The organism is Epibacterium sp. Ofav1-8, from assembly GCF_022348185.1.
Classification (GTDB): Bacteria; Pseudomonadota; Alphaproteobacteria; order Rhodobacterales; family Rhodobacteraceae; genus Epibacterium.
The window spans coordinates 1-22,174 of sequence record NZ_JAKRFD010000016.1 but is presented as its reverse complement, the minus strand read 5'-3'; the positions used below and the strand labels follow the sequence as shown (position 1 = coordinate 22,174).

Here is a 22,174-nt window from a genome sequence, read left to right as displayed (position 1 = left end):
CCCAATGGCCCGAGGGGGCAGCGCCCCCTCCCTCCGCTGTCACCGTTCACCACGCCGTCAGACGATCACGTCGATGCTCTCCTGCGTCCCGACGCCAAAGACCCGCTTGTAGCGCGCGATCTCCTCTGCCGGTCCCATCGCCTTTTCCGGGTTGTCCGACAGTTTCACCGTGGGCCGGCCATTGGCCGACACCGCCTTGCAGACCAGCGAGAATGGCGCCAGGCCGTCATCGGGCACCAGTCCGCGAAAATCATTGGTCAGCAGCGTGCCCCAGCCAAAAGACGCCTTCACCCGGCCCGAGAACTGCCGGTGCAGTTCGGCAATCTTGTCGACATCCAACCCGTCGGAGAAGATCACCCGCTTGTCACGCGGATCCTCGCCTCGCTCCTGCCACCAACGGATGGCGATCTCCGCCGCTGCCGCCGGATCGCCGCTGTCGACGCGAATGCCGGTCCATCCAGCCAGCCAGTCCGGCGCATTGTCGAGAAACCCCTGAGTGCCATAGGTGTCGGGCAGGATGATGCGCAGGTTGCCGTCGTGCTCCTCGTGCCAATCCGACAGCACGTCATAGGGCGCCTGTGCCAGCGCCGCATCATCCTCTGCCAGCGCCGAATAGACCATCGGCAGCTCATGCGCGTTGGTGCCGATCGCCTCGACCTCCCGGCGCATGGCAATCAGGCAATTCGAGGTCCCGGTAAAGGCATCCCCCAGTCCCTCCATCATCGCCTGCACGCACCAGTCCTGCCACAGGAAGCTGTGGCGCCGGCGGGTGCCGAAGTCGGCAATGCCAAGACCGTCGACCTGCCGCAGCCGCTCGATCTTCTCCCAGACCTTGGTCATCGCCCGCGCATAGAGGACCTGCAATTCGAACCGCCCCATGTCGTTGAGCACCGCGCGGGAGCGCAATTCCATCAGCACCGCCAGCGCCGGGATCTCCCAGAGCATGACCTCCGGCCAGGAGCCTTCAAACGTCAGTTCGTATTGGTCGCCCTTGCGTTCCAGGTGATAGGGCGGCAGGCGCAGCCCCTCGAACCACTCCATGAAATCGGGCCGGAACATCTGCCGTTTGCCGTAGAAGGTATTGCCGCGCAGCCAGGTGCTCTCGCCGCGGCTGAGGCTCAGGGACCGGATGTGATCCAACTGTTCGCGCAGTTCGCCCTCGTCGATCAGCTTTGCCAAGGGCACCGACGTGGTCCGGTTGATGAGCGAAAACGTGACCTGAGTGTTGGGCTTGTTTCGAAACACCGATTGGCACATCAACAGCTTGTAGAAATCCGTATCGATCAGGGACCGGACGATCGGATCGATCTTCCACTTGTGATTGTAGACGCGGGTTGCAATGTCCACGGGCAGACCTCTTCCGATTGTTCACCGATTGATAGGACAGGCTGCAACCATTCGGCAAGCGGTTCAACCGCCCTGGGTTTCCCGCATGGTCTGCGCAAAATTCAGCAACACGGTCAGCAGTTCGTTGCGCGACAGCGGTTTACTGAGGAAACAGTCCATCCCGGCCTCCAGACAGGCCTGGCGGCTGGTCTCGTCCGCATTCGCCGTCAGCGCCGCGATGAAGGGTTGCGCTATGTCGAGCTTCCGGATCGCGCGCGTCGCCTGCAACCCGTTGACCTCCGGCATCGACATATCCATCAGCACCACCTGCGGCTGCTGGCGGCGGACCAGGGCCTCGGCTTCGGCACCGTTTGTGGCAAACTTCAGATCAACCGGCGCATCGGCCAGGAACTTGCTGATCAACAGCCGATTGACGCGATTGTCCTCGGCCACCAGCAAGCGCAGGCCGCGCAGGTCCTGCAACAGGGCCGGTGTCAGGGCCGGCGCATCCGTCACCGCCTCGCCAGCCGGGGCGGAGGACACGGCCAGATCGATGCGCAGGGTAAAGCAGGAGCCCACATCCGGGGTGGAGGTGACCGATATGTCACCGCCCATCGCCCGTGCCAGCCCGCGCGAAATCGACAGGCCCAGCCCCGTGCCACCGTGACTGCGCGAGATCGCGGTATCCGCCTGGGTGAACCGTTCGAAGATATAGTCGAGCTTGTCGGCGGGGATGCCGATCCCGGTATCCTCGACCGAGACCACCAGTTCGATCTGCTCCGCGCGCAGCTCGGCGCGGGCCCGCAGGGTGACCCCGCCCTGTTGCGTGAACTTGACGGCATTGCCTACCAGGTTCATCAGGATCTGTCGCAACCGCCGGTCATCCCCCGTCACCCAGACCGGCAGATCGGGATCAAGATCGATGTCGAAGGACAGCCCCTTGTCGCTGGCCTGCCCCTGCAGCAGGAGCGCCGTGTCCCGGATGCAGCTGTGCAGGTCGAAATCCACATCGAACAGCGAGACCCCTGCGGCATTCATCCGCGACAGGTCGAGCACATCATTGATCAGCGACAGCAGCGCGCGGGACGAACTGAGGATGGTTTCCGTATAGAGTTTCTGATCCTCGCTCAGATCGGTGGCCTGCAACATCTGGGCCATGCCGATGACCCCGTTCATCGGGGTGCGGAATTCATGGCTCATGGTGGCCAGGAACTCTTCCTTGATGCGGGCGCCCTCTTCGGCGGCATGGCGGGCCTCTTCCAGCTCGCTTTCATGCTGCTTGGCCGCGGTCACATCGCGTTCCACCGCGATATAGGTCTCGATCCGGCCATTGTCGTCAAAGATCGGCACCTGATTGGTTTCGATCCAGATGTCCTGACCGTCCTTGCGCCGGTTCACCAGCTCGGCGCGGAAGGGTTTGCCCGCAGCCCGCCCCTGTTCGATCAGGCGCAGGGCCTCGGGGTCCGTTTCCGGGCTGTTCAGCAGCGCTCCGGGGGAGGATCCGACCAGTTCATCGAAGGAAAATCCGGTCATCCGGACAAAGCCTTCGTTGACCCAGCGCACGATGCCATCGCACCCGATCAGCATGACCCCGTCGTTGGCGTGTTCGGCGATCATCGCCAGCCGGCGCGCCTCCTGCTTCTGGTCGAACAGGCGCATGTAGGCGTCCTCCAGCGCTTGCCGCTGGAGCGCCTGGGAGCGCATCGCCCGGCGCGAGTGCTGATGCCGTTTCTGTACAAAGACCAGAAACCAGATCTGGGCGATGTAATAGGCCAGGAACCCGGCGCCGATCAGTTGCAGATCCGGCCCGATATTGGGGTGGTCGCTAAAGAAATAGGCCACCATCAGCAGCGGCATCAACGCAAAGATCGCCAGCCTGACCATCGCCGCCGGAGGGTTGTAGCGATAATCGAGCGACGCGCTCAGCGACGGGCCCAGCACCACACAGAGGGCAAAGAAGGGCTCTGCCAGGATCAGGTGGCCGTCCGTCGGGTCCAGGGGATGCAACAGCGGTACGGTGGCAAACCCGCAGACCGCAACCGCATAGAGCGCCGAGAACAGCGTCGTCAGCCCCCGGGCCTGCGCCACGCTCTGGCCCGCCTGCAACCGGGCCGAGAGCCGGCGCAGGTAGAGGGTTTCGCTGCCGTCGGCGACAACATAGGTGAGAAAGGTCAGCGCGGCCCAGAAGAGGCCGACGATCAGGGCAAGCGCCGCCGCCGTGGCAAAGGCAATCGCCGCGCGGGCCGGAAACAGATCGCTGCGCGCAGTGGCATAGCGCTGCAACAGCCCCTCAGAGCTGAATTGCGCGTTGTGCTGCGCCAACGGCCCGTCTGTCGTGCGGTTTGTCTGCTCCATTCCCTGCGAACCCGGTTATATCCGCCCCGTCATCTGTGGATCGGCCTCTGTGTACAGGTTTGAGATTAACAAATTGGGTGATGCTTTCAGGCAAATTTCACGCCGCATTGACGCATATTCTCAATTTGTGCCTCCAGTGAGCCCTCCAGGTCGATCGCCCGGCAGGCCTCTGGCACAACTCTGACGGAGAACCCCAGACGCCGAGCGTCGAGCGCCGAGAAGGCAACGCAGAAATCGGTGGCAAGCCCCACAAGCGTCAGGTCGGTGATACCGCGCGTGCGCAGATACCCTTCGAGACCGGTGGGCGTGGTCTGATCGTTTTCGAAAAAGGCGGAATAGCTGTCCACTTCGGGGCGAAACCCCTTGCGGATAATCAGGTCGCCATCGGTGCGCAGATCCGGGTGAAACGCCGCGCCGCCACTGCCCTGCACGCAATGGTCGGGCCACAGAACCTGTTGTCCGTAAGGCATTTCCTGCGTGTCGAAAGGTCCCCGCCCCGGGTGCGTGCTGGCAAAGGAGGAATGCCCCGCCGGATGCCAGTCCTGGGTCAGGATCACGGTGTCGAACCGCGCCATCATCGCATTGATCGGCGCCACCACCTGATCCCCGTCCGGGACCGCCAGCGCGCCGCCTGGACAAAAGTCGTTCTGTACATCGATTACGATCAGCGCCTCGGTCATCTCGGTCTCCTGTGTCCTGTCTCCGCCCCGGTCGAGTGTGCGTCGAAACCCACGACAAGTTCAATCAACCTTAAATTGTAAACCGCCGGGCCGGTCTGTGACACATTCGCAAACATTTTATGTATTTCACATACTTATTACAACGCTGGCGCTTGACATCTTCGCATCTTGCAAAACCCTGCACGAGGCTCTATGCGCGCTGGCATGTATACCATCGCCGCGCTCTATCAGTTCACCCGCTTTCCCGATCCCGCCGCACTGAAACCGGCGCTGCTGGATCTCTGCGTCGCGCAAAACGTCAAAGGCTCGCTGCTGCTGGCCCATGAAGGGATCAACGGCACCATCGCCGGGCCGCGAGCGGGAATTGATGCGGTGCTGGCCCATATCAGATCCCTGCCGGGCTGCGCCGGGCTGGAGTGGAAAGAGGCGACCGCCACAGAGCCTCCCTTCGGCAAGATGAAGGTGCGGCTGAAAAAGGAAATCGTGACCATGGGGCAGCCGGATGTGGATCCGCGCGCCTCTGTCGGGCACTATGTGGAGCCGGAAGACTGGAACGATCTGATCCGCTCCGAGGATGTGGTGCTGATCGACACCCGCAACGACTATGAGGTGGCGATCGGAACCTTCGAGGGCGCGATCGACCCCAAGACCGAGAGCTTTCGCGAATTCCCGCAGTGGTGGGAAGAGAACAAGGACCGGTTTCACAACAAGCGCGTCGCCATGTTCTGCACCGGCGGCATTCGCTGTGAAAAGTCGACGAACTACCTTCTATCGCAGGGGGTGGAGGACGTCTATCACCTCAAGGGCGGCATCCTGCGCTATCTGGAGGAAACGCCCGAACAGGACAGCACCTGGCAGGGCGAGTGTTTCGTGTTCGACAACCGGGTGTCCGTGGGGCACGGCCTGGTCGAAGGCCCCCACCACCTGTGCCACGGCTGTCGGCGTCCGATCCTGCCGGAGGACACCGCCCGGCCCGAGTATGAGGCCGGGGTTTCCTGCCACCAGTGCATCCATGAAACATCCGATGCGGACAAGGAGCGCTTTCGCGAGCGCCAGAAACAGATCCGCCTGGCCCGGGAACGCGGCGAAACCGTCTGAGACCGCCTCGGCTGGCCCGGGGCGGAGACCTCATACCGTGGCCGAGGCCTGACGGTTCTGAATGCTCCGGCGCAGGAAGGCGATCACAAAGATCCCGGTCAGGATCAGCACGATCGTCGGTGCCGGGGCGCTGTCGATGAAGAAGCTGAGATAGACACCGCCCAGCATCGAGATCATGCAGACCAGAACCGCGACCGGCAGCATCCGCTTGAGGCTGCGCACCAGCAGAAAGGCGATCGCCCCCGGCGCGATCAGCAGCCCGACCGCGAGGATCAGCCCGGTGGCCGAGAGCGTCGCCACGATGGTCAGCGACAGGATCGCCAGCAGACCATAGTGCAGCAGCCCCACCGGCAGGCCGGAGACCTTGGCCTGCGCGGGATCAAAGGCATGCAGCATGAAGTCCTTCCACTTCATGCCCAGCACCGCCGCGACGCAGACCGAAATGATCCCCGCCGTCCACAGGTCCTGCGCGCCCACCCCCAGCATGTTGCCGAACAGGATGTGATCCAGGTGCACATTGGTCTGCAACCCGACATACATCACGATGCCAAGCCCGAACATGCCGGAGAAGACCACGCCCATCACGGTGTCCTGCTTGATGCGGCTGTTTTCCGACAGGTAGCCCGTGGCCACCGCCGTCAGCATGCCGGCGGCAAAGGCCCCGAGGATGAGCGGCAGCCCGAGAAGATAGGCCAGCACGATCCCCGGCAGCACCGCATGGCTGACCGCGTCGCCCATCAGGGCCCAGCCTTTCAGCACCAGGAAACAGGACAGCAGCGCCGTGGGAACCGAGACCATCACCGCGATCCAGAAGGCGTTCTGCATGAAGCCGAACTGGAAGGGCATCAGAAGCGTATCAAGCATCAGACCGGCTCCTCCTGCATCGCGGCGGCGGCCTTCCTGCGGGCGGCGAGCAAGCCGTGCTTGGGCGCCAGCACAAACGTGGTCAGGAAGATCGCCGTTTGCAGCACCACGATCACCCCTCCGGTGGCGCCATCGAGGAAATAGCTGATGTAGGCACCGGCAAAGCTGGTCACCGCGCCGATCGCCACGGAGGTCAGGATCAGCCGGGGGAAGCGATCACACAGCAGGTAGGCGGTGGCCCCCGGTGTCACCACCATGGCGATAACGAGGAACGCGCCGACCGTCTGCATCGCCGCAACCACGCTGGCCGACAGCAGCATGAAGAACACCGCCTTCAGGAGCCCCGGGCGCAATCCGATCGACCGCGCGTGGCTTTCGTCAAAGAAGGTGACCATCAGGTCTTTCCACTTTGCCAGCAGGATCACCAGCGACACCAGACCGATGATCGCCAGTTGCAACGTGTCCTCGGGGGTGATCGCCAGGATATTGCCCATGGTGATGGTCTGGATCGACACCGACATCGGATTGACCGAGACCATGAACAGCCCGAGACCAAAGAAGGAGGTGAAGATGATGCCGATGATGACATCGACCTTCAGGCCCGACCGGTCCGACAGGAACAGCATCGCCGCCGCGGCCAGGCCACCGGAGAAGAACGCACCCAGCGCGAAGGGCAGCCCGAGAACATAGGCCCCGGCGACACCCGGAACCACGGAATGGGCCAGCGCATCGCCAATCAGCGACCAGCCCTTGAGCATCAGATAGGACGACAGAAAGGCGCAGACCCCACCCACGAGGGCCGACACCCACATGGCATTGGTCATGTAGCCATAGGCAAAGGGCTCCAGCAGGACGCTCATTTCCGGCGCTCCGTCTTGCGGGTCTTTTCACCGTATTGCACCAACGGGCGCTCATCATCGGTGAAGATCGACACCTGCCGTTCGTCGTCATCCTCGTGCAGGTCGGCACCGCCAAGGGTGAAGTGTCGCAGCACGCCGCCAAAGGCCATTTCCAGGTTCTCGCGGGTGAAGGTGGTCTCGGTGCGGCCATGGGCGAGCACCGTGCCCTTGACCAGCACGGTGCGGTCGCAGAACTCCGGCACCGAACCGAGGTTGTGGGTGGAGACCAGCATCACCCGGCCCTCGTCGCGCAAGGCGCGCAGCAACGCGATGATCTGCTCCTCGGTCTTCACGTCGACGCCGGTAAACGGCTCATCCAGCAGGATCACCTTGCCATCCTGCGCCAGGGCCCGGGCCAGGAAGACGCGTTTTTTCTGCCCGCCGGACAATTCGCCGATCTGACGATGCCGGAACTCCAGCATGTTCACCCGCGCCAGGGCGGCCTCGACCGCCTCGTGATCGGTTTTGGACGGGCGGCGCAGAAAGCCCATATGGCCATAGCGCCCCATCATCACCACATCCTCGACCAGCACCGGAAAGGACCAGTCCACCTCTTCGGACTGCGGCACGTAGGAGACCAGGTTGCGCTTCAGTGCCTCCTTGACGCTGAGGCCCAGCAGGCGGATGTCGCCCCGGGCCACCGGCACAAACCCCATGATCGCCTTGAAGAGTGTCGATTTGCCGGCCCCGTTCACCCCCACAAGCGCCGTCACGGTGCCGCGCGGGATCTCGAAACTGGCGTTGCGCAGGGCGGTGTGGCCATTGCGGTAGGTGACGGTGACATCCTGGGCCGCGATACCGTCTTCGGCCTCTTGCGCCCGGACCATATGGCTTTCGTCTTTCATAACACTCTTTCTACCGGAAAAGGTCGGTGCCTGAAACGGCCGTGACCCGCCGGACGACGATACGCCCGACGGGTCCAACGGCAAGGGGAGTCTTTAGTTGGTGCCGGTGGTGAGCCCGTCCGCCACGGTCTGCGACGTCACCTTCAGCAGGTCGAGATAGGTGGGCACGGCGCCATCGGGCTCTGACAGGCTGTCGACATAGAGCACCCCGCCGTAATGCGAGCCGGTCTCGCGCGCGACCTGTTCGGCGGGGGCGGTGTTCACCGTGCTTTCGCAGAAGACCACCGGGATATCGTTGTCCCGCACCCCGTCGATCACCGCGCGCACCTGCTGCGGCGTGCCCATCTGGTCGGCGTTCATCGGCCAGAGGTACAGCTCCTTCATGCCGAAATCCCGTGCCAGATAGCTGAACGCCCCCTCGCAGGTCACCAGCCAGCGCTGGGCCTCGGGGATGGTGGCGATCTCCTGCCGCAGCGGCTCCAGCGTGGCGCGCAGCTCATCCTTGTAGGCGGCGGCATTTGCCACATAGGTCGCGGCATTCTCCGGATCGTGCTCGGCAAAGGCTTCGAGGATATTGTCGATATAGACCAATGCGTTGTCGAGACCCATCCAGGCGTGCGGATTGGGTTTGCCCTCATAGGCGCCCGAGGCGATCGAGATCGGGTCGATCCCGTCGGTCAACGTCACGGAGGGGACGTCCCCGAGGTTGGTCAGGAACTGCTCGAACCACAGTTCGAGGTTCATGCCGTTCCACAGGATCAGATCGGCGCCCTGCGCCCGGACAATGTCCTGCGGTGTCGGCTCATAGCCGTGGATTTCCGCGCCGGGTTTGGTGACCGAGACCACCTCGGCGGCGTCGCCGGCCACATGCTGCGCCATATCGGCCAGAACAGTGAAGGTGGTGACGACCTTCATCTTGTCGTCCTGCGCCATCGCCCCACCGGCGGAAAACACCATGGCAAGCGCCGTGGCGGCCGGCAGCAACACCCGTTTGGTTTGCGTCATCTGTTCACTCCTTGTCTCGAATCAGCCCCCTGCGGGGCCGACAGCTTGCCCTTGTGATAGTGCGGCGGCTGTGCAGCGTCAATGCAATTGCGAGGCATTCTCAAAAACGTTGAAATCGCCAACTGCCTCGCTTAAGACCTGAGCCATGATGAATGGTTCTGACGGTTTCGCATATTCCACCGCAGCACGACGCCCGCCGAGGCGGTGCATCTGCGCCTTCGCCTGCCGCACAGCGGGCCTGATGCGCGCCCCACGGGCAGCCCGGGCGATGGCATGGCAAGCGCACAGAGGGACCGGCCGGCGCAGGAGCGGCACCGCATCAAGGCCGGGCCAGCACCTGCCGGCAAGATCCCAACCCGCCATGGGTGCAGGCAAGGGCGCTGGCACATGAGGACCCCGGCCCGCCTGTCACCCGAAGACCTGCTCTGCGCCCACGGCCTGCGCCCCACGCGCCAGCGCCGCGCCCTGGCGGCATTGCTGTTTACCGGGGCGGGCCGCCATATCGACGCGCAAACCCTGCATGCAGAGGCAACACGCGCGGATGAAAAACTGTCCCTGGCGACGGTCTACAATGCGCTGCGGGCATTTGAACAGGCGGGGCTGATCCATCGCGTTGCCGTACCCGGTGAACGCGTCTGGTTCGACACCGGCACCGGCGCGCATGGGCATTTTTACATCGAAACCGAAAACCGTGTGCTCGACATGCCCAAGGGCGCACCGATCCGCCCCCCTGCCGGGTATCGGGTCACGCGTATTGAAACCGTTGTGCACCTCGAAAGGGCCGCAGATGATGACTGATCCCCTCCGCCGCACCACCCCGGGACCCGATCACATCGACACGGTCTGGAAACGGCTGACGGCGCAGGCGAATGCCGCCTTTGATGCCAACGACCTCGCGCGTGCGCAGCCGCTCTATGACCGAGCCCTCCGCGAGGCGCAGTGGCGGTTTCGAACCGACCGGGACAGCGCCACGCTTGCCGGTGCGCCGCCGATGCTGGTGGCCGCCAGCGCGAATGCGGCGGACTGCCATGCCCGCGCGGGCATGCTGACCAAAGCCGCGCAGCTGACCTTTGACACGCTGGATGCCTTGCGCGACGCGATGAGCACTGTCACCGAGCCGCCTGCCTTCCGCCGCGCCTGTTTCCGACACCTGAAACCAGCCCTGTGCGACTACGCCCATTGCGCCGGAAACGCCTGGATCGCCCCCGCCCTGACCCGACAGACGGTGCTGCGCACGCGCGACGCCGCCCTTGCCTTTGTGTCGGAGAACCGCACGCGCCACTGACACGCGCCGCGCGCCCGGCAGAGTTTTCTGCACGCAATACCCGCGACGAGATGGCAGTGCGCCCTGCCGCGTGATAGCCATAGGCGCAGGTCACGACTGGAGAGAATGCATGAGAATTGCCACTGCCGCTTACCCGCTCGACTGGCTCGACAGCTGGGCCCATTACCAGGACAAGCTTGCGGACTGGGTGGCGACGGCTGCCGGGAACGGTGCGGATCTGCTGGTCTTTCCCGAATACGGCGCGATGGAGCTGTCGACGCTGGATGGCACGGCGATCGCCGGCAACCTGGAGGCGTCGATCCAGTCGGTGTCGGAAAAGATGGACGACGCCGCAGCTCTGCACCTGCAGCTGGCGGCGGAGTACAAGGTTCACATTCTCGGCGCATCCGCACCGGTGCATGCGGGGTTTGCACGCCCGGTGAACCGGGCGGAATTCTACACCCCCACTGGCCTGCGGGACTCCCAGGACAAGCAGATCATGACGATGTTTGAACGCGACCCGTGGGACATTGCCCCCGGCGGCCCGCTCAAAATCTTTGACACCGCGCTGGGCAAGATCGCGGTGCTGATCTGCTATGACAGTGAATACCCGCTGTTGGGGCGCGCCCTGGCAGAGGCGGATATCATCCTTGTCCCCTCCTGCACCGAGGCCCTGGCCGGCTATTGGCGCGTCCGCATCGGCGCCATGTCCCGCGCATTGGAACAGCAATGCGTCACCGCGATGTCGTCGATTGTGGGTCCGGCCGAATGGTCCGAGGCGGTGGACGTCAATACCGGCATGGGGGGCATCTTTGGCCCGCCCGACACCGGCTTTCCCGCGACCGGCGTGCTGGCAGAGGGCCAGCTCAATCAGCCGGGATGGACCTATGCCGATGTGGATCGCTCGGCCATTGAACACGTGCGCCGGGAGGGCGTCGTGCGCAATCGGTCCCATTGGGAAGAACAGGAAACCCGCACGCAATCTGTCGTTAACCGACCCATGATATAAATGCGCCCTTGAAAATCAGGAGAAATGCGCTCATTTAAGCGCACGTCCCGGGTCATCCGGGGAAACACAAATATGGAGACAACATGGCCAAGGAAGATACGCTCGAATTTCCCGGTGTCGTGAAGGAACTCCTGCCAAACGCGACGTTTCGGGTCGAGCTGGAAAACGGCCATGAAATCATAGCACATACGGCAGGCAAGATGCGCAAGAACCGCATCCGCGTCCTCGCTGGTGACCGGGTCCAGGTGGAAATGACACCTTATGACCTCACCAAGGGGCGGATCAACTACCGCTTCAAGTAAGCGCGATTCGCCTCAGACGAAAGAGCCCGGCCCGGTGCCGGGCTTTTGTTTTGCTACGGCTTTTGGTTTCATGGCCCGCCCGTCCCCACCCCGCAGGCCGGGCACGGATCAGGAACCGGGGCGGCAAACCGCAGGAGTGCAAGCATGGGATTTATTCTTGGCTCGGGCAGCCCGCGTCGGCTGGAATTGCTGGCGCAGCTGGGGATCACCCCGGACGACATTCGCCCGCCGGATATCGACGAAACCCCGCACAAGGCGGAGCTGCCGCGCGACTACTGCGCCCGGGTGACCCGCGAAAAAGTCCAGGCCGTGACCGCCGCGCCCGATGATCTGGTACTTTGTGCGGATACCACGGTGGCGCTGGGGCGTCGCATCATGGGCAAACCCCGCGACGCTGGTGAGGCCGCGGAATTCCTGCTCGCCCTCTCCGGTCGACGCCACCGCGTCATCACCTCGGTGGCGCTGCGCCGGAACGGCCAGCTGTGGCAACGCAATGTTGTCAGCCAGGTCAAAATGAAACGCCTCTCGGATACCGAGCTGAACGGCTATCTCGCGACCGGAGACTGGGATGGCAAGGCCGGCGGTTATGCCATTCAGGGCCCGGCAAGTGCATTGATCCCGTGGATCAGCGGCTCGTTCACCGCTATTGTCGGCCTGCCGCTGGCCGAAACCGCGACCTTGCTGCAAGCGGCAGGATACCCTCTCTACAAGGACCAAGCGCCATGAAAGGCACCCAGATCATTCTCGATCACATCGCAGGGCGCGAGGCCGCGGCCCTGATGGTGGACGGCATGCTCGAAGATTTTCTGATCGCAGGTGACGCGCCCCTGCCCGGCACCATCTACCGTGCCCGCGCCGACCGCCCAGTCAAGGGTCAGGGAGGCATGTTCCTCAGCACCCCCGACGGCCCCGCCTTCCTACGTCAGGTCAAGGGTCTGGCCCCCGGGCAGATGCTGCTGGTCCAGGTCACCGGCTATGCCGAACCGGGCAAAGCCCTGCCGGTGACGCAAAAGCTCCTGTTCAAGAGCCGCTACGCCATTGTCACGCCAGATGCGCCGGGGCTGAATATCTCTCGCGCGATCCGGGACGAGGATGAACGCGACCGCTTGCTGGAAATCGCCCACACCGAGATGGAGGGCGAGGACTTCGGACTGATCCTGCGCTCCGCCTGCGCCGGGGCCGACCCCGAGGACATCGCCGAGGATGTCGCCACGATGGTCGCAGCCGCGCGCCAGGTCCTGGAGGATTCCTCCGACACCGCCGAAGTGCTGCACGAGGGCGACACGCCGCATCTGCAGGCCTGGCGCGAATGGACCGATCCGGCTCAGGTCGAGCAGACGCCCGGCGGATTTGAGCGCTGCGGCGTTCTGGATGCGCTGGAGACCCTGCGCAGCGGCAAGATTGCCATCGGTGCGGGCGCGTTTCTCTATGTGGAGCCCACCCGCGCCCTGGTGGCGGTGGATGTCAACACCGGCAGCGACACCTCGCTGGCGGCCGGCACAAAGGCCAATATGGCCTGCGCCCGCGCCCTGCCCCGCGCCCTGCGCTGTCTGGGACTTGGCGGCCAGATCGTGATCGATGCCGCCCCGATGCCGAAGAAGGACCGCCGCACCTTCGAGACCGCCCTGCGCGCCGCCTTCAAATCCGACCCGGAGGAAACCACGCTGGCCGGCTGGACCACGCTTGGTCATTTCGAGTTGCAGCGCAAACGCGCCCGCCTGCCCTTGTCGGAGGTTCTCTCATGAGCTGCCCGATCTGCGGCGCACCCGGGCTGCGCGCCTATCGCCCCTTCTGCAGCAAGCGTTGCGCCGACCTCGACCTCGCGAAATGGCTGAACGGAGGCTATTCCGTCCCCAGCGCAGATCAGGAAGACCTTGAAAACGCGCTGGAAGAACACGAGACACGCCCTCCCACGGAACATTAGAGATTTTCTTTGAAAAAGCCTCTGGACACTGCATCACACAGCGCATAGAAGGCCTTCACCCAAGGCAACACGCCTTCCCGTGCCCGGGTAGCTCAGGGGTAGAGCAGTGGATTGAAAATCCTCGTGTCGGTGGTTCGATTCCGCCCCCGGGCACCATTTCTTCAGCTAACACCTTGGTAACACTCCAGCTTTTATCTCGAGCTAGGAGCCGTAGACCATGTCGGAGACCATTTCACCCACGTTCACCTTCGTTAAAGACGGAGTGTTCTACTTCAGTCGTCGCATCCCAAAAGAGCTGCCTCGCCATTACTCGTCACCTCGGATCGCTTTTTATTTACGTACGAGGTCGGCAAGAGTGGCGGAGGCCAGAGCCAGAAAGGCCGCTGATCAACTGGATGACTACTGGTTCGTCTTGAGGTCGAAAGACGTGGAACTGCCGGTGGATGGGTAAAGAGAAGCTGCTCTCTTTCGGAGAAAACCCTGATCCGATCCTCAAGCAGGCTCGGGACTAACGGGAAGATGCACGCAAGCTTCTTGACGAAGGTAACCCCACAACCCGGCGCTCAAGGTCGATGTGCCCCCACTTCATGCCGACAATTTCTCCGGCACGCATTGCGGTTTCTCCCGCAAACAAGAATGCATGAAACGCGCGCGCCGTCGCTTTTTTGAGGTCATTGCCTGCGGAGAGCTCAAGCCGCTCCAGCTCCGCGTTCGTCGGCAAGCGATCCCGCGCAGCTGCCTCTTGCGGCTTGCAAACATCGGTTACCTCCCATTAATCCCCACTCCCGCCGAGCCACGGAGAACACAGACCCCATGAGAGTCATTTCTCTCCGCACTGTCCAGGGCGCCACTTGTTTGCAACCGGGCGTCACGCCCCGCGGCGAAATTTGCAGGTGAAAATGCGGAGGGGCTCTTGTGGCCAAGATCGGATTGCCCCCCCTAGATTCAAGCAGAGCGTTTCCCGTTTATTGCCGCGCTTCTTCGAGATCACCTCGCGGGCACACCGCTCAAAGAAATCGCACACCATCAAAAGTGTGAGTGGTGCCTCAAGAGGGCAACTAAAAACATTTAAAAACAATAACTAAAAACTATTACGCGTAGTTTATGCGTATGTCGGCCACATCATGGAAGCGTAGTCTGGTGGTACACGCTCTGACAGCTGAGCCTAGGACATGGGTTTCATGGGCTAAGCTCCCGAATCCTGATATTTGCGAACTTGCTAGCCTACCAAGCCGATCTGGTAACACCTGCCACAGCTCGGGATTTCGACTGGTCCATCTAACAGCACTGGCGCAGAGATCGCACCAGCAGTCACATTGTCATGGATCTAAATACATCGGGCCTGTTGTCAGAACGCGCCGACAAATATACCTATGCGAGCAACGCGACGCGCAGAAACAACCTTTCACCATTTAACCGCACACCTATTTCGCAATGAACACTTAACCCTACGCGGAACACCCGTTCATGAACTCCAGAAATGACTCTGACGATTACTGGACTGCGGCTCCTGGCGGTCCGAAGCAAATGGATGATGGTGTATCTACTCTCAAGATTGAGCAGATCAGCGAGCTAGAGCCCCTGGACAGCCAGATTGGTATAGATCCCCCCAAGTCAGCACCTGATGCACTAGCTCAGCGTCTGTTCGGCAAGCCCGCACTCACAACAGAGGAGCTTGAGAGTGCAGACGGTGATCCCACCAAAGTGCCCGAGATGCATACCTATGTCATTCTTGACGCATCAAAGGTGACCAACCTGCCAGAAATGCTTGAAACTTCAGGCCTCGAGCACCGATGTTTCTTCAAGGGGCAGGTCTTTGAAGAATTGAATGCTGTCGCGCCCTGGCTTGTTCGGTTGGAGGAGAACAATGCCTTCTGCCGCGGGCTCTTCACGAAGAGTGACGCGCCCTGGCATTTGTGGGGGAGGAACTTCGGCCTCTTCATTCGGTCCAGGCTGACGTTTGACAGGTTGTGGCAGCACCTACGAAAGTTCACCAAAATCGAAGGGGAGACATCTAGCACATCCCTGTTGCGATATTGGGAAGTGAACACCCTTGAAGCATTCGTTGCTTGGCCGGAGATGTTCCCTGCCATCACCAAAATGCTCAATGTGATTTTTGCGCCAGGTCACCTTCTCTTTCATGCGAACCACTACGATAGCTTTTTCCAGATCGACCTCTCTCCTGGCGAGACACAGAAGCGGCTGCCAGAAGGCTTGAGAGGCGACCTGAAGCGAGCGCGCTTCTATAGCAACATGTTCGACCAGGCCGATGATTTCTTCGAGAGTTATCCGGTTGAATCAGCCCGATACGGGGAAGATCCAGAGGCGATGCACCGCCCACTATTTGAAGCCGTGAATGAGATCTATGCATCCGGTCTGCAAGACCCTCAACTACGTGCCCGATTTCTGCTCCTGGCAATCATCAAGCACCCGCAAGTTTGGCCGGCGCTGTGTCAGAGTGCTGCCTGGCAAGCAGTTCGGTCTGACCCGGAGAATGCAGATGTTAGGTTCCGAGACTTATGCGCGGTCATGAAACACTATAGCACCCGTCGCAATGGTGCCCTTAAAACCTGGTGGTAAGAGATGGTAGCGCCCGCAATTCCAATAGCTTACTGGGGGATCGGTATTCTTCTGGCCGGCGGCGCCGCTGTCACTGCGCGCCGCATTCAGGAAGAAGAAATCGGTCGCGTTGAACTGCCCGATAGCATTGCAGATCTCTTTGAAAACGAACCACAGCCGGAGCCAGAAGAAGATCCTGATCAACCACGCCCGTTTGCTCCCCCGTTCGACTACGAAACCGAGACGCGCACAAGGGAACGATGTGAAGATGATCCCGAGCAGGACTGCAATATTTGCAAAGCGCTAACCGAGGGACGCAGTACACTCCCGAGCCACATGTTTGCAGGTGGCACTGTGCGTAGGCCGTCACCACGGGCACGCGGGTCTTTGTATCAACACTATGTTGTAGGATGGTTACATTTTGAGGCAACCGCCGATACCGATGACAACTTGCAGATCCAGATTGAGGAATGGAACTGGAAGCTGGGCGTACAACAAAGCTGGGATGGGCTTGTTTTCAGTGAGTGCAAGCTGCTGGAGTGCAAACTTGGGTATGTCGATTTCTTAAATCCGGATGAGCCAGACTATGCTGTTTCAAATCCTGCTAAACGCTTCTTGGGGACCTTAAAAGATAGTTTCCAAACTCAGCTGATGGCGCAGTACGAAGCGATGATAACGGATTGGCCAGAAGTGTCGCTTGACTGGATTTTTAGCGATCAAGAGGTGATGTGGCAGTTTGTTGATATGACAACAGATATGGGTATGACCGAAATTGGAAGTAGGCATGTTCCATTCCACCTTGCTCCGAGCGGCACAGAATTTGTTCGTGAGCAGTTCAGCGATGGAAGCGGCGATGACTATGGGTATTGGGAGGATATGTAATGGGGGCTAGGACAAGAGAAGATGCGCGACAAGCTAAACTGAACCAGTTGAGATCACGCCCGCGATCAAAAGACACCCCTCATTTGACGGCGCACTTCGCGTTCCAGCCAGAAACGTTGCATGACGGAGTTACAAACTTCTTGGACTTGGCGAGTCGCTTAGTGGGAACAAATCGATATGTCGAGCGCTGGCGTCATGTGCGTACCCCCGCTGAACAAAAGGCCAATGCAGGCCTCGACATTATCGCAAGGCCCCAAGAGTTTGCTGGGTATCTCCGTGAAAAGGGAGCGAGTGACACCTCGTTTTTAATATCAACAACATCAGAGAGCGATGCCATCCCCAAACCCGATCCAGCATATTTTACCGCCAGCATCGACTATAGTGGTGGGACTAAAGTGGGTAGAAATAATCGTCTTAGCTTTTCTGGGAAGAACTACTCTGAAGCGCGAGAACATACCCTGTTTTTAAACGAGTGGATCAAAGTCATCTCCCAAATCGTCGAATGGAGAACACCACTTTTCGTGGCGGTCGGATCACGCAACTACCCGATCCATGACGCAGTCTGCGATCATCGCGCTTGGCCGGGCTGGATGGCATGGTTTCCGGCCCGCATCGATGCGCATGGGTTGCCGGCGTATGCTCTGACAGTAGATATCGGCGAAGGCACACTCGTTGCCACGCAGGAGACCAACGTGATTACTACGGACCCTTCGCAGGTTGAGCGCGCCAAAGAGGTTGAAATTGCGCTTGTGGAAATGGGTGTTCTGCCGACGAAGGACGACTTGATAGGCCGAGTATATTGATCACTCGGTTTGCTGCTTTTTTTGGCGCATGAAGCATGTATGCCTATTCGGAGAATATCGAAAGTTCATAGACCTGATCACGGCAGGGCCATCGGACAGATATTTAAGGTGCGCATCCCCAACTGGCTGACATATTCTCCTATTGGCACAGGGTTTGTTTCGGTGAAACTCAGTGAAGGACACAGTGATGAATATGGATGTTGAGAGGATACGTGATGGGGGGTAAAACGAGTGAGGATGCTCGTAGGGAAACGTTAGATCAACTACGATCGCGACCTAGATCTGCAGACAGGTCTTTTCTGAAGGCGCATTTCGACTTCCGTTCAGAAGCACTCGACGATGGCGCAATGAATTTTGTTGATTTAGCTCGTCGATTGGTTGGCACGAACAGATACGTCGAGGAATGGCGGCAAGTTCGGACCGCAGCTGAACACAAAGCCAACACGGGCTTGAACATAATCGCCGACAGCGAAGAGTTTTTGAGTTTTCTCCAAAAGGTGAATGATAGTCAGGATTTTTTCTTAATTGATACAACAGGGTTCAGTTCAGCCATACCAAGAGAGGACCCTCGTTATTACACTGCTAGTCTGGGTTACAGCGGTGGCTTGCTCCACGGAGCAAACAATCAGTTGAACTTTTCCGGTAGCAACTATGCAGAACCATTTGAGCACACCCTGACATTCAAAGAGTGGGTGAACGTCATCACCGAGATCGTCGCTTGGAGAACCCCGCTTTTTGTGGCGGTCGGATCACGCAATTATCCAATCCATGACGCAGTCTTCGATTATCGCGCTTGGCCAGGTTGGATGGCTTGGTTCCCTACTCGCGTTGATGCACGAGGTTTGCCGGAATATGCTCGGACATTGGATATCGGTGAAGGCACACTTGTTGCCACGCAGGAGACCAACGTGATTACTACGGACCCTTCGCAGGTTGAGCGCGCCAAAGAGGTTGAAATTGCGCTCGTGGAATTGGGTGTTCTGCCGACGAAGAGCGACTTGATAGGTCGTGTGATCTAATATCCGGTTGGGATCCCGCTATTGGCGGGGCCGCCCCGACAGCACCTCGACCTTCCCGCCACAATCCAGCAATGCGCGCCGATCCTGCGCCCACATCAGTTCGACCTCCCTGTCCGACAGCCACCGCTCCGGCAGCAGTACCGGCTCCGCGCAAGGATCGGCGCTTTTAACGGAGGCTGTTGAGGCGGCGCAGGCGTTGAGGGCCAAGGCAGCGAGGCACGGCAACAGGATCCGCATGGGCTTTCTCCTCGAGGGTTCTGGCAAGGGTGGCGCGGGCGCGTTCGCTGGCAATGCGGGCGCGATCCAGTTGATTGGCCCGCTCGATCTGCGCGAGCGCGCGGGCTTGATAGCTGGCGCGACAGTCAGAGGCCCCGCGCTGATAGGCGAGGCTCGCGACCACCGCAACCAGCGCCAGGGCGGCCAGAAGCGTGATCGCCCTCACGCTTCCAGCGCCTTTAAGCACATGGCGCGCTCTGACATGCGCCGGTTGGTGAGCCCCCGGATCACCCGGCCACCTGCGCGGTTCCAGCGGGGCAGCTCATTGCAGGCCCCGGCGAGATCGCCCGCATTGGCTTTGCGCAGCAATGTGGAGCGGCAGGCGGCAGCGGGGCCGACATTGTAGGTCCAGGAGACCAGAGCCACCTTCATGCCGATGGGCACATCAGCGGTGAGGCATCGATCCAGCGCCGCCTCATAGGCAACGATCTCGCGGGCTAACATCACGTCACATTCAGCTTTGCTGTAGCTGTCACCGGGGCGCACGCCCTTGGTTTCGCCATAGCAGACGGTCCAGACGCCGATGACATCGCGGTAAGCCTCTGTTCTGAGCCCCTCCCATTGGCCGATGAAGCTGATCGCGGTAGCGAGGGCAACGCCGCTACCGGCCAGCACGCCAATGGTGCGTTTGCGCACGGCTCCACTTTCATCGCGCCGGAAGGCAGACCAAAGGCCGGAGGTCGGCTGCACCAGGATGCGCGCCGGAATGGCGATGAGATTCACCAGGGCGGCAATCCCGGCAAAGACCAGGGGATCGAGGCCCAGAAGATCGGGGCTGACCAGCGAGACAAAGACCGGCAGCACCGAGATCACGGCGGCAATAATCAACAGCCGCACCGACCAGGCGCTGGTGAGGGTGGTTTTCCAATTGGGAGTGAGTTTCATGGGGATCTCCATGGCAAAAGAGCCCGCAGGCGGGCTTGGTGTGGATTTGATTGTCGGAGGGGGGGATCAGCGGATCGGGGCGCGTTCCATGCGTTCGAGCCGGTTGTCGATCTTGTTGAGGGTGGAGAGGATGAGGGACAGGCGCTCATCCTGGCGGGCGAGCGCGGTTTCATTGGTGCGCACGCGGGCGGTCAGGGTCACCTGGCGGGCTTCAGAGGCGGTCAGATCCGCGCGCAGGGCATTGATGGTCCTGGACAGACCGGCGGTTTCCCCGCGTAAGGTCGCCACCTGAATGCCGACCCAGAGCCCTGCCCCGACCAGCCCGCAGGCTACCGTCCAGGCAAGGGATTTGTTCATGGTGATCCCGCGATCGCTGTTTTCAATCATGGCCATTCTTCTCTGCCCTTATCCTGCGAATGCGGCGTCAAAGGCCGCCTGAACATCGAAGCCCGCCGGGTCCGCGCTGGCTGCGACCTGCGCGGCCAATACAGCCTCGGCGGCAAAGCAGGCCTGGACGTGCTGCACCACCGCCGCCGCTGCGGCCTCAACCTCTTCTTGCGTCAGCTCGACAAAACCCGCCGGTGTCTTCCAGGCGACCGGCGCGGCGATCATGCCCTGGTCAAGCGCGCTGACCGCGCCGGAGAGTGCAAGCCGGGTGGTTTCATCGCCGGGCATGTGCAGGCCGCCGGGCAGGGTCACTCCCGCAAGTGTGCGCTGCCAGCGCAGATCGGCCAGATCGGCCAGCGCCTGTACCCGTGCCGCCTCGGTGCGGTCCTGGGCGGTGATGACTTGGGAGAAGTCGATGGTGCTCATGGCGCTGGTTCCTCTGTGGCGGTGGTCTGATAGGCGGGGAGCGGCACCGGCCCGTCGCCGGTCAGGCTCAGGGGCTGCGCAAAGCGGGTGGCCTCGGGTGCCTCCGGCCCGTGGGGCAGGATCAGGGTCAGGCGGATCTCGCCGCCCGCGCGGGTCACATCGGAGGCCAGCCAGTCGCAGGCTACAGCCGCGCGGGGCAGCACGTCGCCCTCCTGGAGCGGGGCAAAGTCGAAGGTCTCGCCATTGATTGTCAGGCTGTCGCCCTGGCGGCTGACGCTCAGCGCCTGGTCATGGCGCATGGGGTGGAATGAGAGGTGCATGCGGTGTCTCCTTTAGAACCAGCGGCCAATGACCATGGCCCGCACGGCCCGGTCGGTCGCCGGGGTGGGCGCAAAAACACTGATGTCGATACTGTTGGAATTGAGCACTCGCAGGGTGCCCCAATGGGTCCGGCTGTTGCCCTGAGACAGAACGGCCCCGGACATGGAGATCGCACCGCCAAACCCGGCAGGCGGGGTCCAGGAGATTGGCGCAGCGGTGCGGTAGAGCGCTCCGGTCGTTTCCGTCACATCCAGATTGGTGAAGTCGGGCGAGATGCAAATCTGGGTGCCATCGGCGAAGCGGACGTATTCGCCATTGGCGTTGCTGCCGCGCTCGATCACCGCGCCCGTGGGGGTGCCGCCGCTTTCGGATACGGTGCCGAGCAGGTTTTCGGTATGGACCAGCTGCGCCCACCCGCCAAAGCTGTTGCCGGAGGTGCGCAATAGAACCTCGCTGGAGGCATTGGGGGCCGAGGACGATCCCCGCGCCGCTATCTGAACCCCGCGCCCCGCGTTCCGGCGCAGTTGCAGGAGCGCACCGTCAAAGGGCCAGCCGTCCGACGCGGCAATGCTGTAGAGACCGGCGGGCGCGTCCAGTTGCGCGGGGTCTGCGAGGTTCGGCGGGTTGGTGGCCAGAATGCCCCCTGCCCCAACCGTCAGCAGTTTGCCGTCGCTCGCATCGGTCGCATTCGCCTGCACCGCTGCACCGGCAATGCTGTCGGCCTCCAGCGTGGTGAACTTCGCCGCCGCCGGATCGGTGAGGCCGATGGTTGTGCCGTTCAACGCCGCATCGATCACGGTGGAGTTGTTTTCCAAGAATTCGATAAAGGCCAGCAGCTCATTGCGGTGGGTGGTCGCGAAGTGCTGGAACAGCGCGTACATCTTGGCGTCAAAATCCGCCTCCGGCGTGCTGCGCTGAGGGATCTCAGGGAAGGGTGAGAAGCCTGGAATGCTCATCTGTGGCACTCTCCTATTTTAAGGTTTTCAAAATCAGGGGGAAGACGGACTCGCCGGCCACATCGATGGGCTGGCTGTGGTCATCGACA

General features: G+C 61.4%; 27 protein-coding genes and 1 tRNA gene. 14 read left to right on the top strand and 14 right to left on the bottom strand.

Annotated elements, in window-relative coordinates; all coding sequences use genetic code 11:
• Window positions 1–57: 57 nt before the first annotated feature.
• The 3 genes from pncB to pncA form a co-directional block, all read right to left on the bottom strand.
• Window positions 58–1,347, bottom strand: a complete 1,290-nt coding sequence (gene pncB / locus MHM97_RS20290) for a nicotinate phosphoribosyltransferase (protein WP_239324972.1) — start codon at window positions 1,345–1,347, stop codon at window positions 58–60.
• 63 nt (window positions 1,348–1,410) lie between these two features.
• Entirely contained in the window at window positions 1,411–3,681 is a 2,271-nt protein-coding gene (locus MHM97_RS20285) for a PAS domain-containing sensor histidine kinase (protein ID WP_239324970.1), read from the bottom strand.
• Window positions 3,682–3,767: 86 nt separating this feature from the next.
• A complete protein-coding gene (gene pncA / locus MHM97_RS20280; RefSeq protein ID WP_239324968.1) occupies window positions 3,768–4,361 on the bottom strand; it encodes a bifunctional nicotinamidase/pyrazinamidase in 594 nt (197 codons plus the stop codon).
• 204 nt (window positions 4,362–4,565) lie between these two features.
• Between pncA and trhO the strand changes: the two genes are divergently transcribed.
• Window positions 4,566–5,459, top strand: coding sequence for an oxygen-dependent tRNA uridine(34) hydroxylase TrhO (gene trhO / locus MHM97_RS20275; protein ID WP_239325139.1), 894 nt, complete (start codon window positions 4,566–4,568; stop codon window positions 5,457–5,459).
• A gap of 30 nt (window positions 5,460–5,489) precedes the next feature.
• Here the strand turns inward: trhO and MHM97_RS20270 are convergent, their stop codons facing one another.
• The 4 genes from MHM97_RS20270 to MHM97_RS20255 form a co-directional block, all read right to left on the bottom strand.
• Window positions 5,490–6,323, bottom strand: coding sequence for a metal ABC transporter permease (locus MHM97_RS20270; RefSeq protein ID WP_305037483.1), 834 nt, complete (start codon window positions 6,321–6,323; stop codon window positions 5,490–5,492).
• Window positions 6,323–7,183 carry a metal ABC transporter permease gene (locus tag MHM97_RS20265; protein ID WP_239324966.1) on the bottom strand — a complete coding sequence of 287 codons (861 nt, stop codon included), beginning with the start codon at window positions 7,181–7,183 and terminating at the stop codon, window positions 6,323–6,325. Before MHM97_RS20265 ends, MHM97_RS20270 begins: the two co-directional genes overlap by 1 nt.
• Window positions 7,180–8,067 (bottom strand): manganese/iron ABC transporter ATP-binding protein, encoded by an 888-nt coding sequence (locus tag MHM97_RS20260; RefSeq protein WP_305037482.1) that lies wholly within the window; start codon window positions 8,065–8,067, stop codon window positions 7,180–7,182. The genes MHM97_RS20265 and MHM97_RS20260 overlap by 4 nt, the downstream gene beginning before the upstream one ends.
• Before the next feature lie 93 nt (window positions 8,068–8,160).
• Window positions 8,161–9,024 (bottom strand): metal ABC transporter substrate-binding protein, encoded by an 864-nt coding sequence (locus MHM97_RS20255; RefSeq protein ID WP_239325132.1) that lies wholly within the window; start codon window positions 9,022–9,024, stop codon window positions 8,161–8,163.
• 435 nt (window positions 9,025–9,459) lie between these two features.
• On the opposite strand from MHM97_RS20255, the gene MHM97_RS20250 reads away from it, so the two are divergent.
• The 9 genes from MHM97_RS20250 to MHM97_RS22920 all read left to right on the top strand — a co-directional run bounded on the left by MHM97_RS20250 (window position 9,460) and on the right by MHM97_RS22920 (window position 14,022).
• Window positions 9,460–9,870: a Fur family transcriptional regulator gene (locus tag MHM97_RS20250; RefSeq protein WP_239324964.1), complete on the top strand. Its 411-nt coding sequence runs from the start codon at window positions 9,460–9,462 to the stop codon at window positions 9,868–9,870.
• Window positions 9,863–10,357: a hypothetical protein gene (locus MHM97_RS20245; RefSeq protein WP_239324962.1), complete on the top strand. Its 495-nt coding sequence runs from the start codon at window positions 9,863–9,865 to the stop codon at window positions 10,355–10,357. Before MHM97_RS20250 ends, MHM97_RS20245 begins: the two co-directional genes overlap by 8 nt.
• Window positions 10,358–10,466: 109 nt before the next feature.
• Entirely contained in the window at window positions 10,467–11,345 is an 879-nt protein-coding gene (locus MHM97_RS20240; protein WP_239324960.1) for a carbon-nitrogen hydrolase family protein, read from the top strand.
• A gap of 83 nt (window positions 11,346–11,428) precedes the next feature.
• The gene (gene infA, locus MHM97_RS20235; RefSeq protein ID WP_005620785.1) at window positions 11,429–11,647 is read left to right on the top strand and encodes a translation initiation factor IF-1; all 219 of its coding nucleotides are present in this window, start codon (window positions 11,429–11,431) and stop codon (window positions 11,645–11,647) included.
• A 144-nt stretch (window positions 11,648–11,791) separates the two neighbouring features.
• Window positions 11,792–12,373 (top strand): Maf family protein, encoded by a 582-nt coding sequence (locus tag MHM97_RS20230; protein WP_239324958.1) that lies wholly within the window; start codon window positions 11,792–11,794, stop codon window positions 12,371–12,373.
• The gene (locus MHM97_RS20225; RefSeq protein ID WP_239324956.1) at window positions 12,370–13,392 is read left to right on the top strand and encodes a ribonuclease E/G; all 1,023 of its coding nucleotides are present in this window, start codon (window positions 12,370–12,372) and stop codon (window positions 13,390–13,392) included. Before MHM97_RS20230 ends, MHM97_RS20225 begins: the two co-directional genes overlap by 4 nt.
• Window positions 13,389–13,571 (top strand): DNA gyrase inhibitor YacG, encoded by a 183-nt coding sequence (locus tag MHM97_RS20220; protein WP_239324955.1) that lies wholly within the window; start codon window positions 13,389–13,391, stop codon window positions 13,569–13,571. Before MHM97_RS20225 ends, MHM97_RS20220 begins: the two co-directional genes overlap by 4 nt.
• A gap of 81 nt (window positions 13,572–13,652) precedes the next feature.
• Window positions 13,653–13,727: transfer RNA gene (locus tag MHM97_RS20215), tRNA-Phe, on the top strand.
• Between the two features lie 61 nt (window positions 13,728–13,788).
• A complete protein-coding gene (locus MHM97_RS22920; RefSeq protein ID WP_370645773.1) occupies window positions 13,789–14,022 on the top strand; it encodes a DUF6538 domain-containing protein in 234 nt (77 codons plus the stop codon).
• Between the two features lie 57 nt (window positions 14,023–14,079).
• Here MHM97_RS22920 and MHM97_RS22980 read toward each other — a convergent pair whose 3' ends face one another.
• On the bottom strand, window positions 14,080–14,292 hold the full coding sequence (locus tag MHM97_RS22980; RefSeq protein WP_441316277.1) for a tyrosine-type recombinase/integrase: 213 nt from the start codon (window positions 14,290–14,292) through the stop codon (window positions 14,080–14,082).
• A 746-nt stretch (window positions 14,293–15,038) separates the two neighbouring features.
• Here MHM97_RS22980 and MHM97_RS20210 point away from each other — a divergent pair.
• The 4 genes from MHM97_RS20210 (at window position 15,039) to MHM97_RS20195 (ending at window position 18,834) form a co-directional block, all read left to right on the top strand.
• A complete protein-coding gene (locus MHM97_RS20210; protein ID WP_239324954.1) occupies window positions 15,039–16,151 on the top strand; it encodes a DUF4123 domain-containing protein in 1,113 nt (370 codons plus the stop codon).
• A 3-nt stretch (window positions 16,152–16,154) separates the two neighbouring features.
• Window positions 16,155–17,012: a Tox-REase-5 domain-containing protein gene (locus MHM97_RS20205; protein WP_239324952.1), complete on the top strand. Its 858-nt coding sequence runs from the start codon at window positions 16,155–16,157 to the stop codon at window positions 17,010–17,012.
• An 83-nt stretch (window positions 17,013–17,095) separates the two neighbouring features.
• Window positions 17,096–17,815, top strand: coding sequence for an Imm52 family immunity protein (locus tag MHM97_RS20200; protein ID WP_239324950.1), 720 nt, complete (start codon window positions 17,096–17,098; stop codon window positions 17,813–17,815).
• A 347-nt stretch (window positions 17,816–18,162) separates the two neighbouring features.
• Window positions 18,163–18,834, top strand: a complete 672-nt coding sequence (locus tag MHM97_RS20195) for an Imm52 family immunity protein (RefSeq protein WP_239324940.1) — start codon at window positions 18,163–18,165, stop codon at window positions 18,832–18,834.
• A 166-nt stretch (window positions 18,835–19,000) separates the two neighbouring features.
• On the opposite strand, the gene MHM97_RS20190 is transcribed toward MHM97_RS20195, so the two are convergent.
• The 6 genes from MHM97_RS20190 to MHM97_RS20165 form a co-directional block, all read right to left on the bottom strand.
• On the bottom strand, window positions 19,001–19,276 hold the full coding sequence (locus tag MHM97_RS20190; RefSeq protein WP_239324938.1) for a hypothetical protein: 276 nt from the start codon (window positions 19,274–19,276) through the stop codon (window positions 19,001–19,003).
• A complete protein-coding gene (locus tag MHM97_RS20185; protein ID WP_239324933.1) occupies window positions 19,273–19,995 on the bottom strand; it encodes a lysozyme in 723 nt (240 codons plus the stop codon). Before MHM97_RS20185 ends, MHM97_RS20190 begins: the two co-directional genes overlap by 4 nt.
• 66 nt (window positions 19,996–20,061) lie before the next feature.
• Entirely contained in the window at window positions 20,062–20,382 is a 321-nt protein-coding gene (locus tag MHM97_RS20180) for a hypothetical protein (protein ID WP_239319235.1), read from the bottom strand.
• 18 nt (window positions 20,383–20,400) lie between these two features.
• Window positions 20,401–20,808 carry a DUF4376 domain-containing protein gene (locus tag MHM97_RS20175; RefSeq protein WP_239324931.1) on the bottom strand — a complete coding sequence of 136 codons (408 nt, stop codon included), beginning with the start codon at window positions 20,806–20,808 and terminating at the stop codon, window positions 20,401–20,403.
• Window positions 20,805–21,128: a hypothetical protein gene (locus MHM97_RS20170; protein ID WP_239324929.1), complete on the bottom strand. Its 324-nt coding sequence runs from the start codon at window positions 21,126–21,128 to the stop codon at window positions 20,805–20,807. The genes MHM97_RS20175 and MHM97_RS20170 overlap by 4 nt, the downstream gene beginning before the upstream one ends.
• A 12-nt stretch (window positions 21,129–21,140) precedes the next feature.
• Complete coding sequence (locus MHM97_RS20165) at window positions 21,141–22,085, bottom strand: hypothetical protein (RefSeq protein WP_239324927.1); 945 nt, start codon at window positions 22,083–22,085, stop codon at window positions 21,141–21,143.
• Window positions 22,086–22,174: the final 89 nt, after the last annotated feature.

Excerpts from the sequence above, each read along its gene's own strand:
- MHM97_RS20210 (WP_239324954.1), top strand. The coding sequence starts at position 15,039 with ATGAACTCCAGAAATGACTCTGACGATTACTGGACTGCGGCTCCTGGC.
- MHM97_RS20270 (WP_305037483.1), bottom strand. The coding sequence starts at position 6,323 with ATGCTTGATACGCTTCTGATGCCCTTCCAGTTCGGCTTCATGCAGAAC.
- MHM97_RS20285 (WP_239324970.1), bottom strand. The coding sequence starts at position 3,681 with ATGGAGCAGACAAACCGCACGACAGACGGGCCGTTGGCGCAGCACAAC.
- MHM97_RS20260 (WP_305037482.1), bottom strand. The coding sequence starts at position 8,067 with ATGAAAGACGAAAGCCATATGGTCCGGGCGCAAGAGGCCGAAGACGGT.
- MHM97_RS20265 (WP_239324966.1), bottom strand. The coding sequence starts at position 7,183 with ATGAGCGTCCTGCTGGAGCCCTTTGCCTATGGCTACATGACCAATGCC.
- MHM97_RS20195 (WP_239324940.1), top strand. The coding sequence starts at position 18,163 with ATGAATTTTGTTGATTTAGCTCGTCGATTGGTTGGCACGAACAGATAC.
- MHM97_RS20245 (WP_239324962.1), top strand. The coding sequence starts at position 9,863 with ATGACTGATCCCCTCCGCCGCACCACCCCGGGACCCGATCACATCGAC.
- MHM97_RS20225 (WP_239324956.1), top strand. The coding sequence starts at position 12,370 with ATGAAAGGCACCCAGATCATTCTCGATCACATCGCAGGGCGCGAGGCC.
- MHM97_RS20230 (WP_239324958.1), top strand. The coding sequence starts at position 11,792 with ATGGGATTTATTCTTGGCTCGGGCAGCCCGCGTCGGCTGGAATTGCTG.
- MHM97_RS20165 (WP_239324927.1), bottom strand. The coding sequence starts at position 22,085 with ATGAGCATTCCAGGCTTCTCACCCTTCCCTGAGATCCCTCAGCGCAGC.
- MHM97_RS20205 (WP_239324952.1), top strand. The coding sequence starts at position 16,155 with ATGGTAGCGCCCGCAATTCCAATAGCTTACTGGGGGATCGGTATTCTT.
- trhO (WP_239325139.1), top strand. The coding sequence starts at position 4,566 with ATGTATACCATCGCCGCGCTCTATCAGTTCACCCGCTTTCCCGATCCC.
- MHM97_RS20240 (WP_239324960.1), top strand. The coding sequence starts at position 10,467 with ATGAGAATTGCCACTGCCGCTTACCCGCTCGACTGGCTCGACAGCTGG.
- MHM97_RS20220 (WP_239324955.1), top strand. The coding sequence starts at position 13,389 with ATGAGCTGCCCGATCTGCGGCGCACCCGGGCTGCGCGCCTATCGCCCC.
- MHM97_RS22920 (WP_370645773.1), top strand. The coding sequence starts at position 13,789 with ATGTCGGAGACCATTTCACCCACGTTCACCTTCGTTAAAGACGGAGTG.
- MHM97_RS20180 (WP_239319235.1), bottom strand. The coding sequence starts at position 20,382 with ATGATTGAAAACAGCGATCGCGGGATCACCATGAACAAATCCCTTGCC.
- MHM97_RS20255 (WP_239325132.1), bottom strand. The coding sequence starts at position 9,024 with ATGGTGTTTTCCGCCGGTGGGGCGATGGCGCAGGACGACAAGATGAAG.
- MHM97_RS20170 (WP_239324929.1), bottom strand. The coding sequence starts at position 21,128 with ATGCACCTCTCATTCCACCCCATGCGCCATGACCAGGCGCTGAGCGTC.
- MHM97_RS20250 (WP_239324964.1), top strand. The coding sequence starts at position 9,460 with ATGAGGACCCCGGCCCGCCTGTCACCCGAAGACCTGCTCTGCGCCCAC.
- MHM97_RS20175 (WP_239324931.1), bottom strand. The coding sequence starts at position 20,808 with ATGAGCACCATCGACTTCTCCCAAGTCATCACCGCCCAGGACCGCACC.
- MHM97_RS20185 (WP_239324933.1), bottom strand. The coding sequence starts at position 19,995 with ATGAAACTCACTCCCAATTGGAAAACCACCCTCACCAGCGCCTGGTCG.
- infA (WP_005620785.1), top strand. The coding sequence starts at position 11,429 with ATGGCCAAGGAAGATACGCTCGAATTTCCCGGTGTCGTGAAGGAACTC.
- pncA (WP_239324968.1), bottom strand. The coding sequence starts at position 4,361 with ATGACCGAGGCGCTGATCGTAATCGATGTACAGAACGACTTTTGTCCA.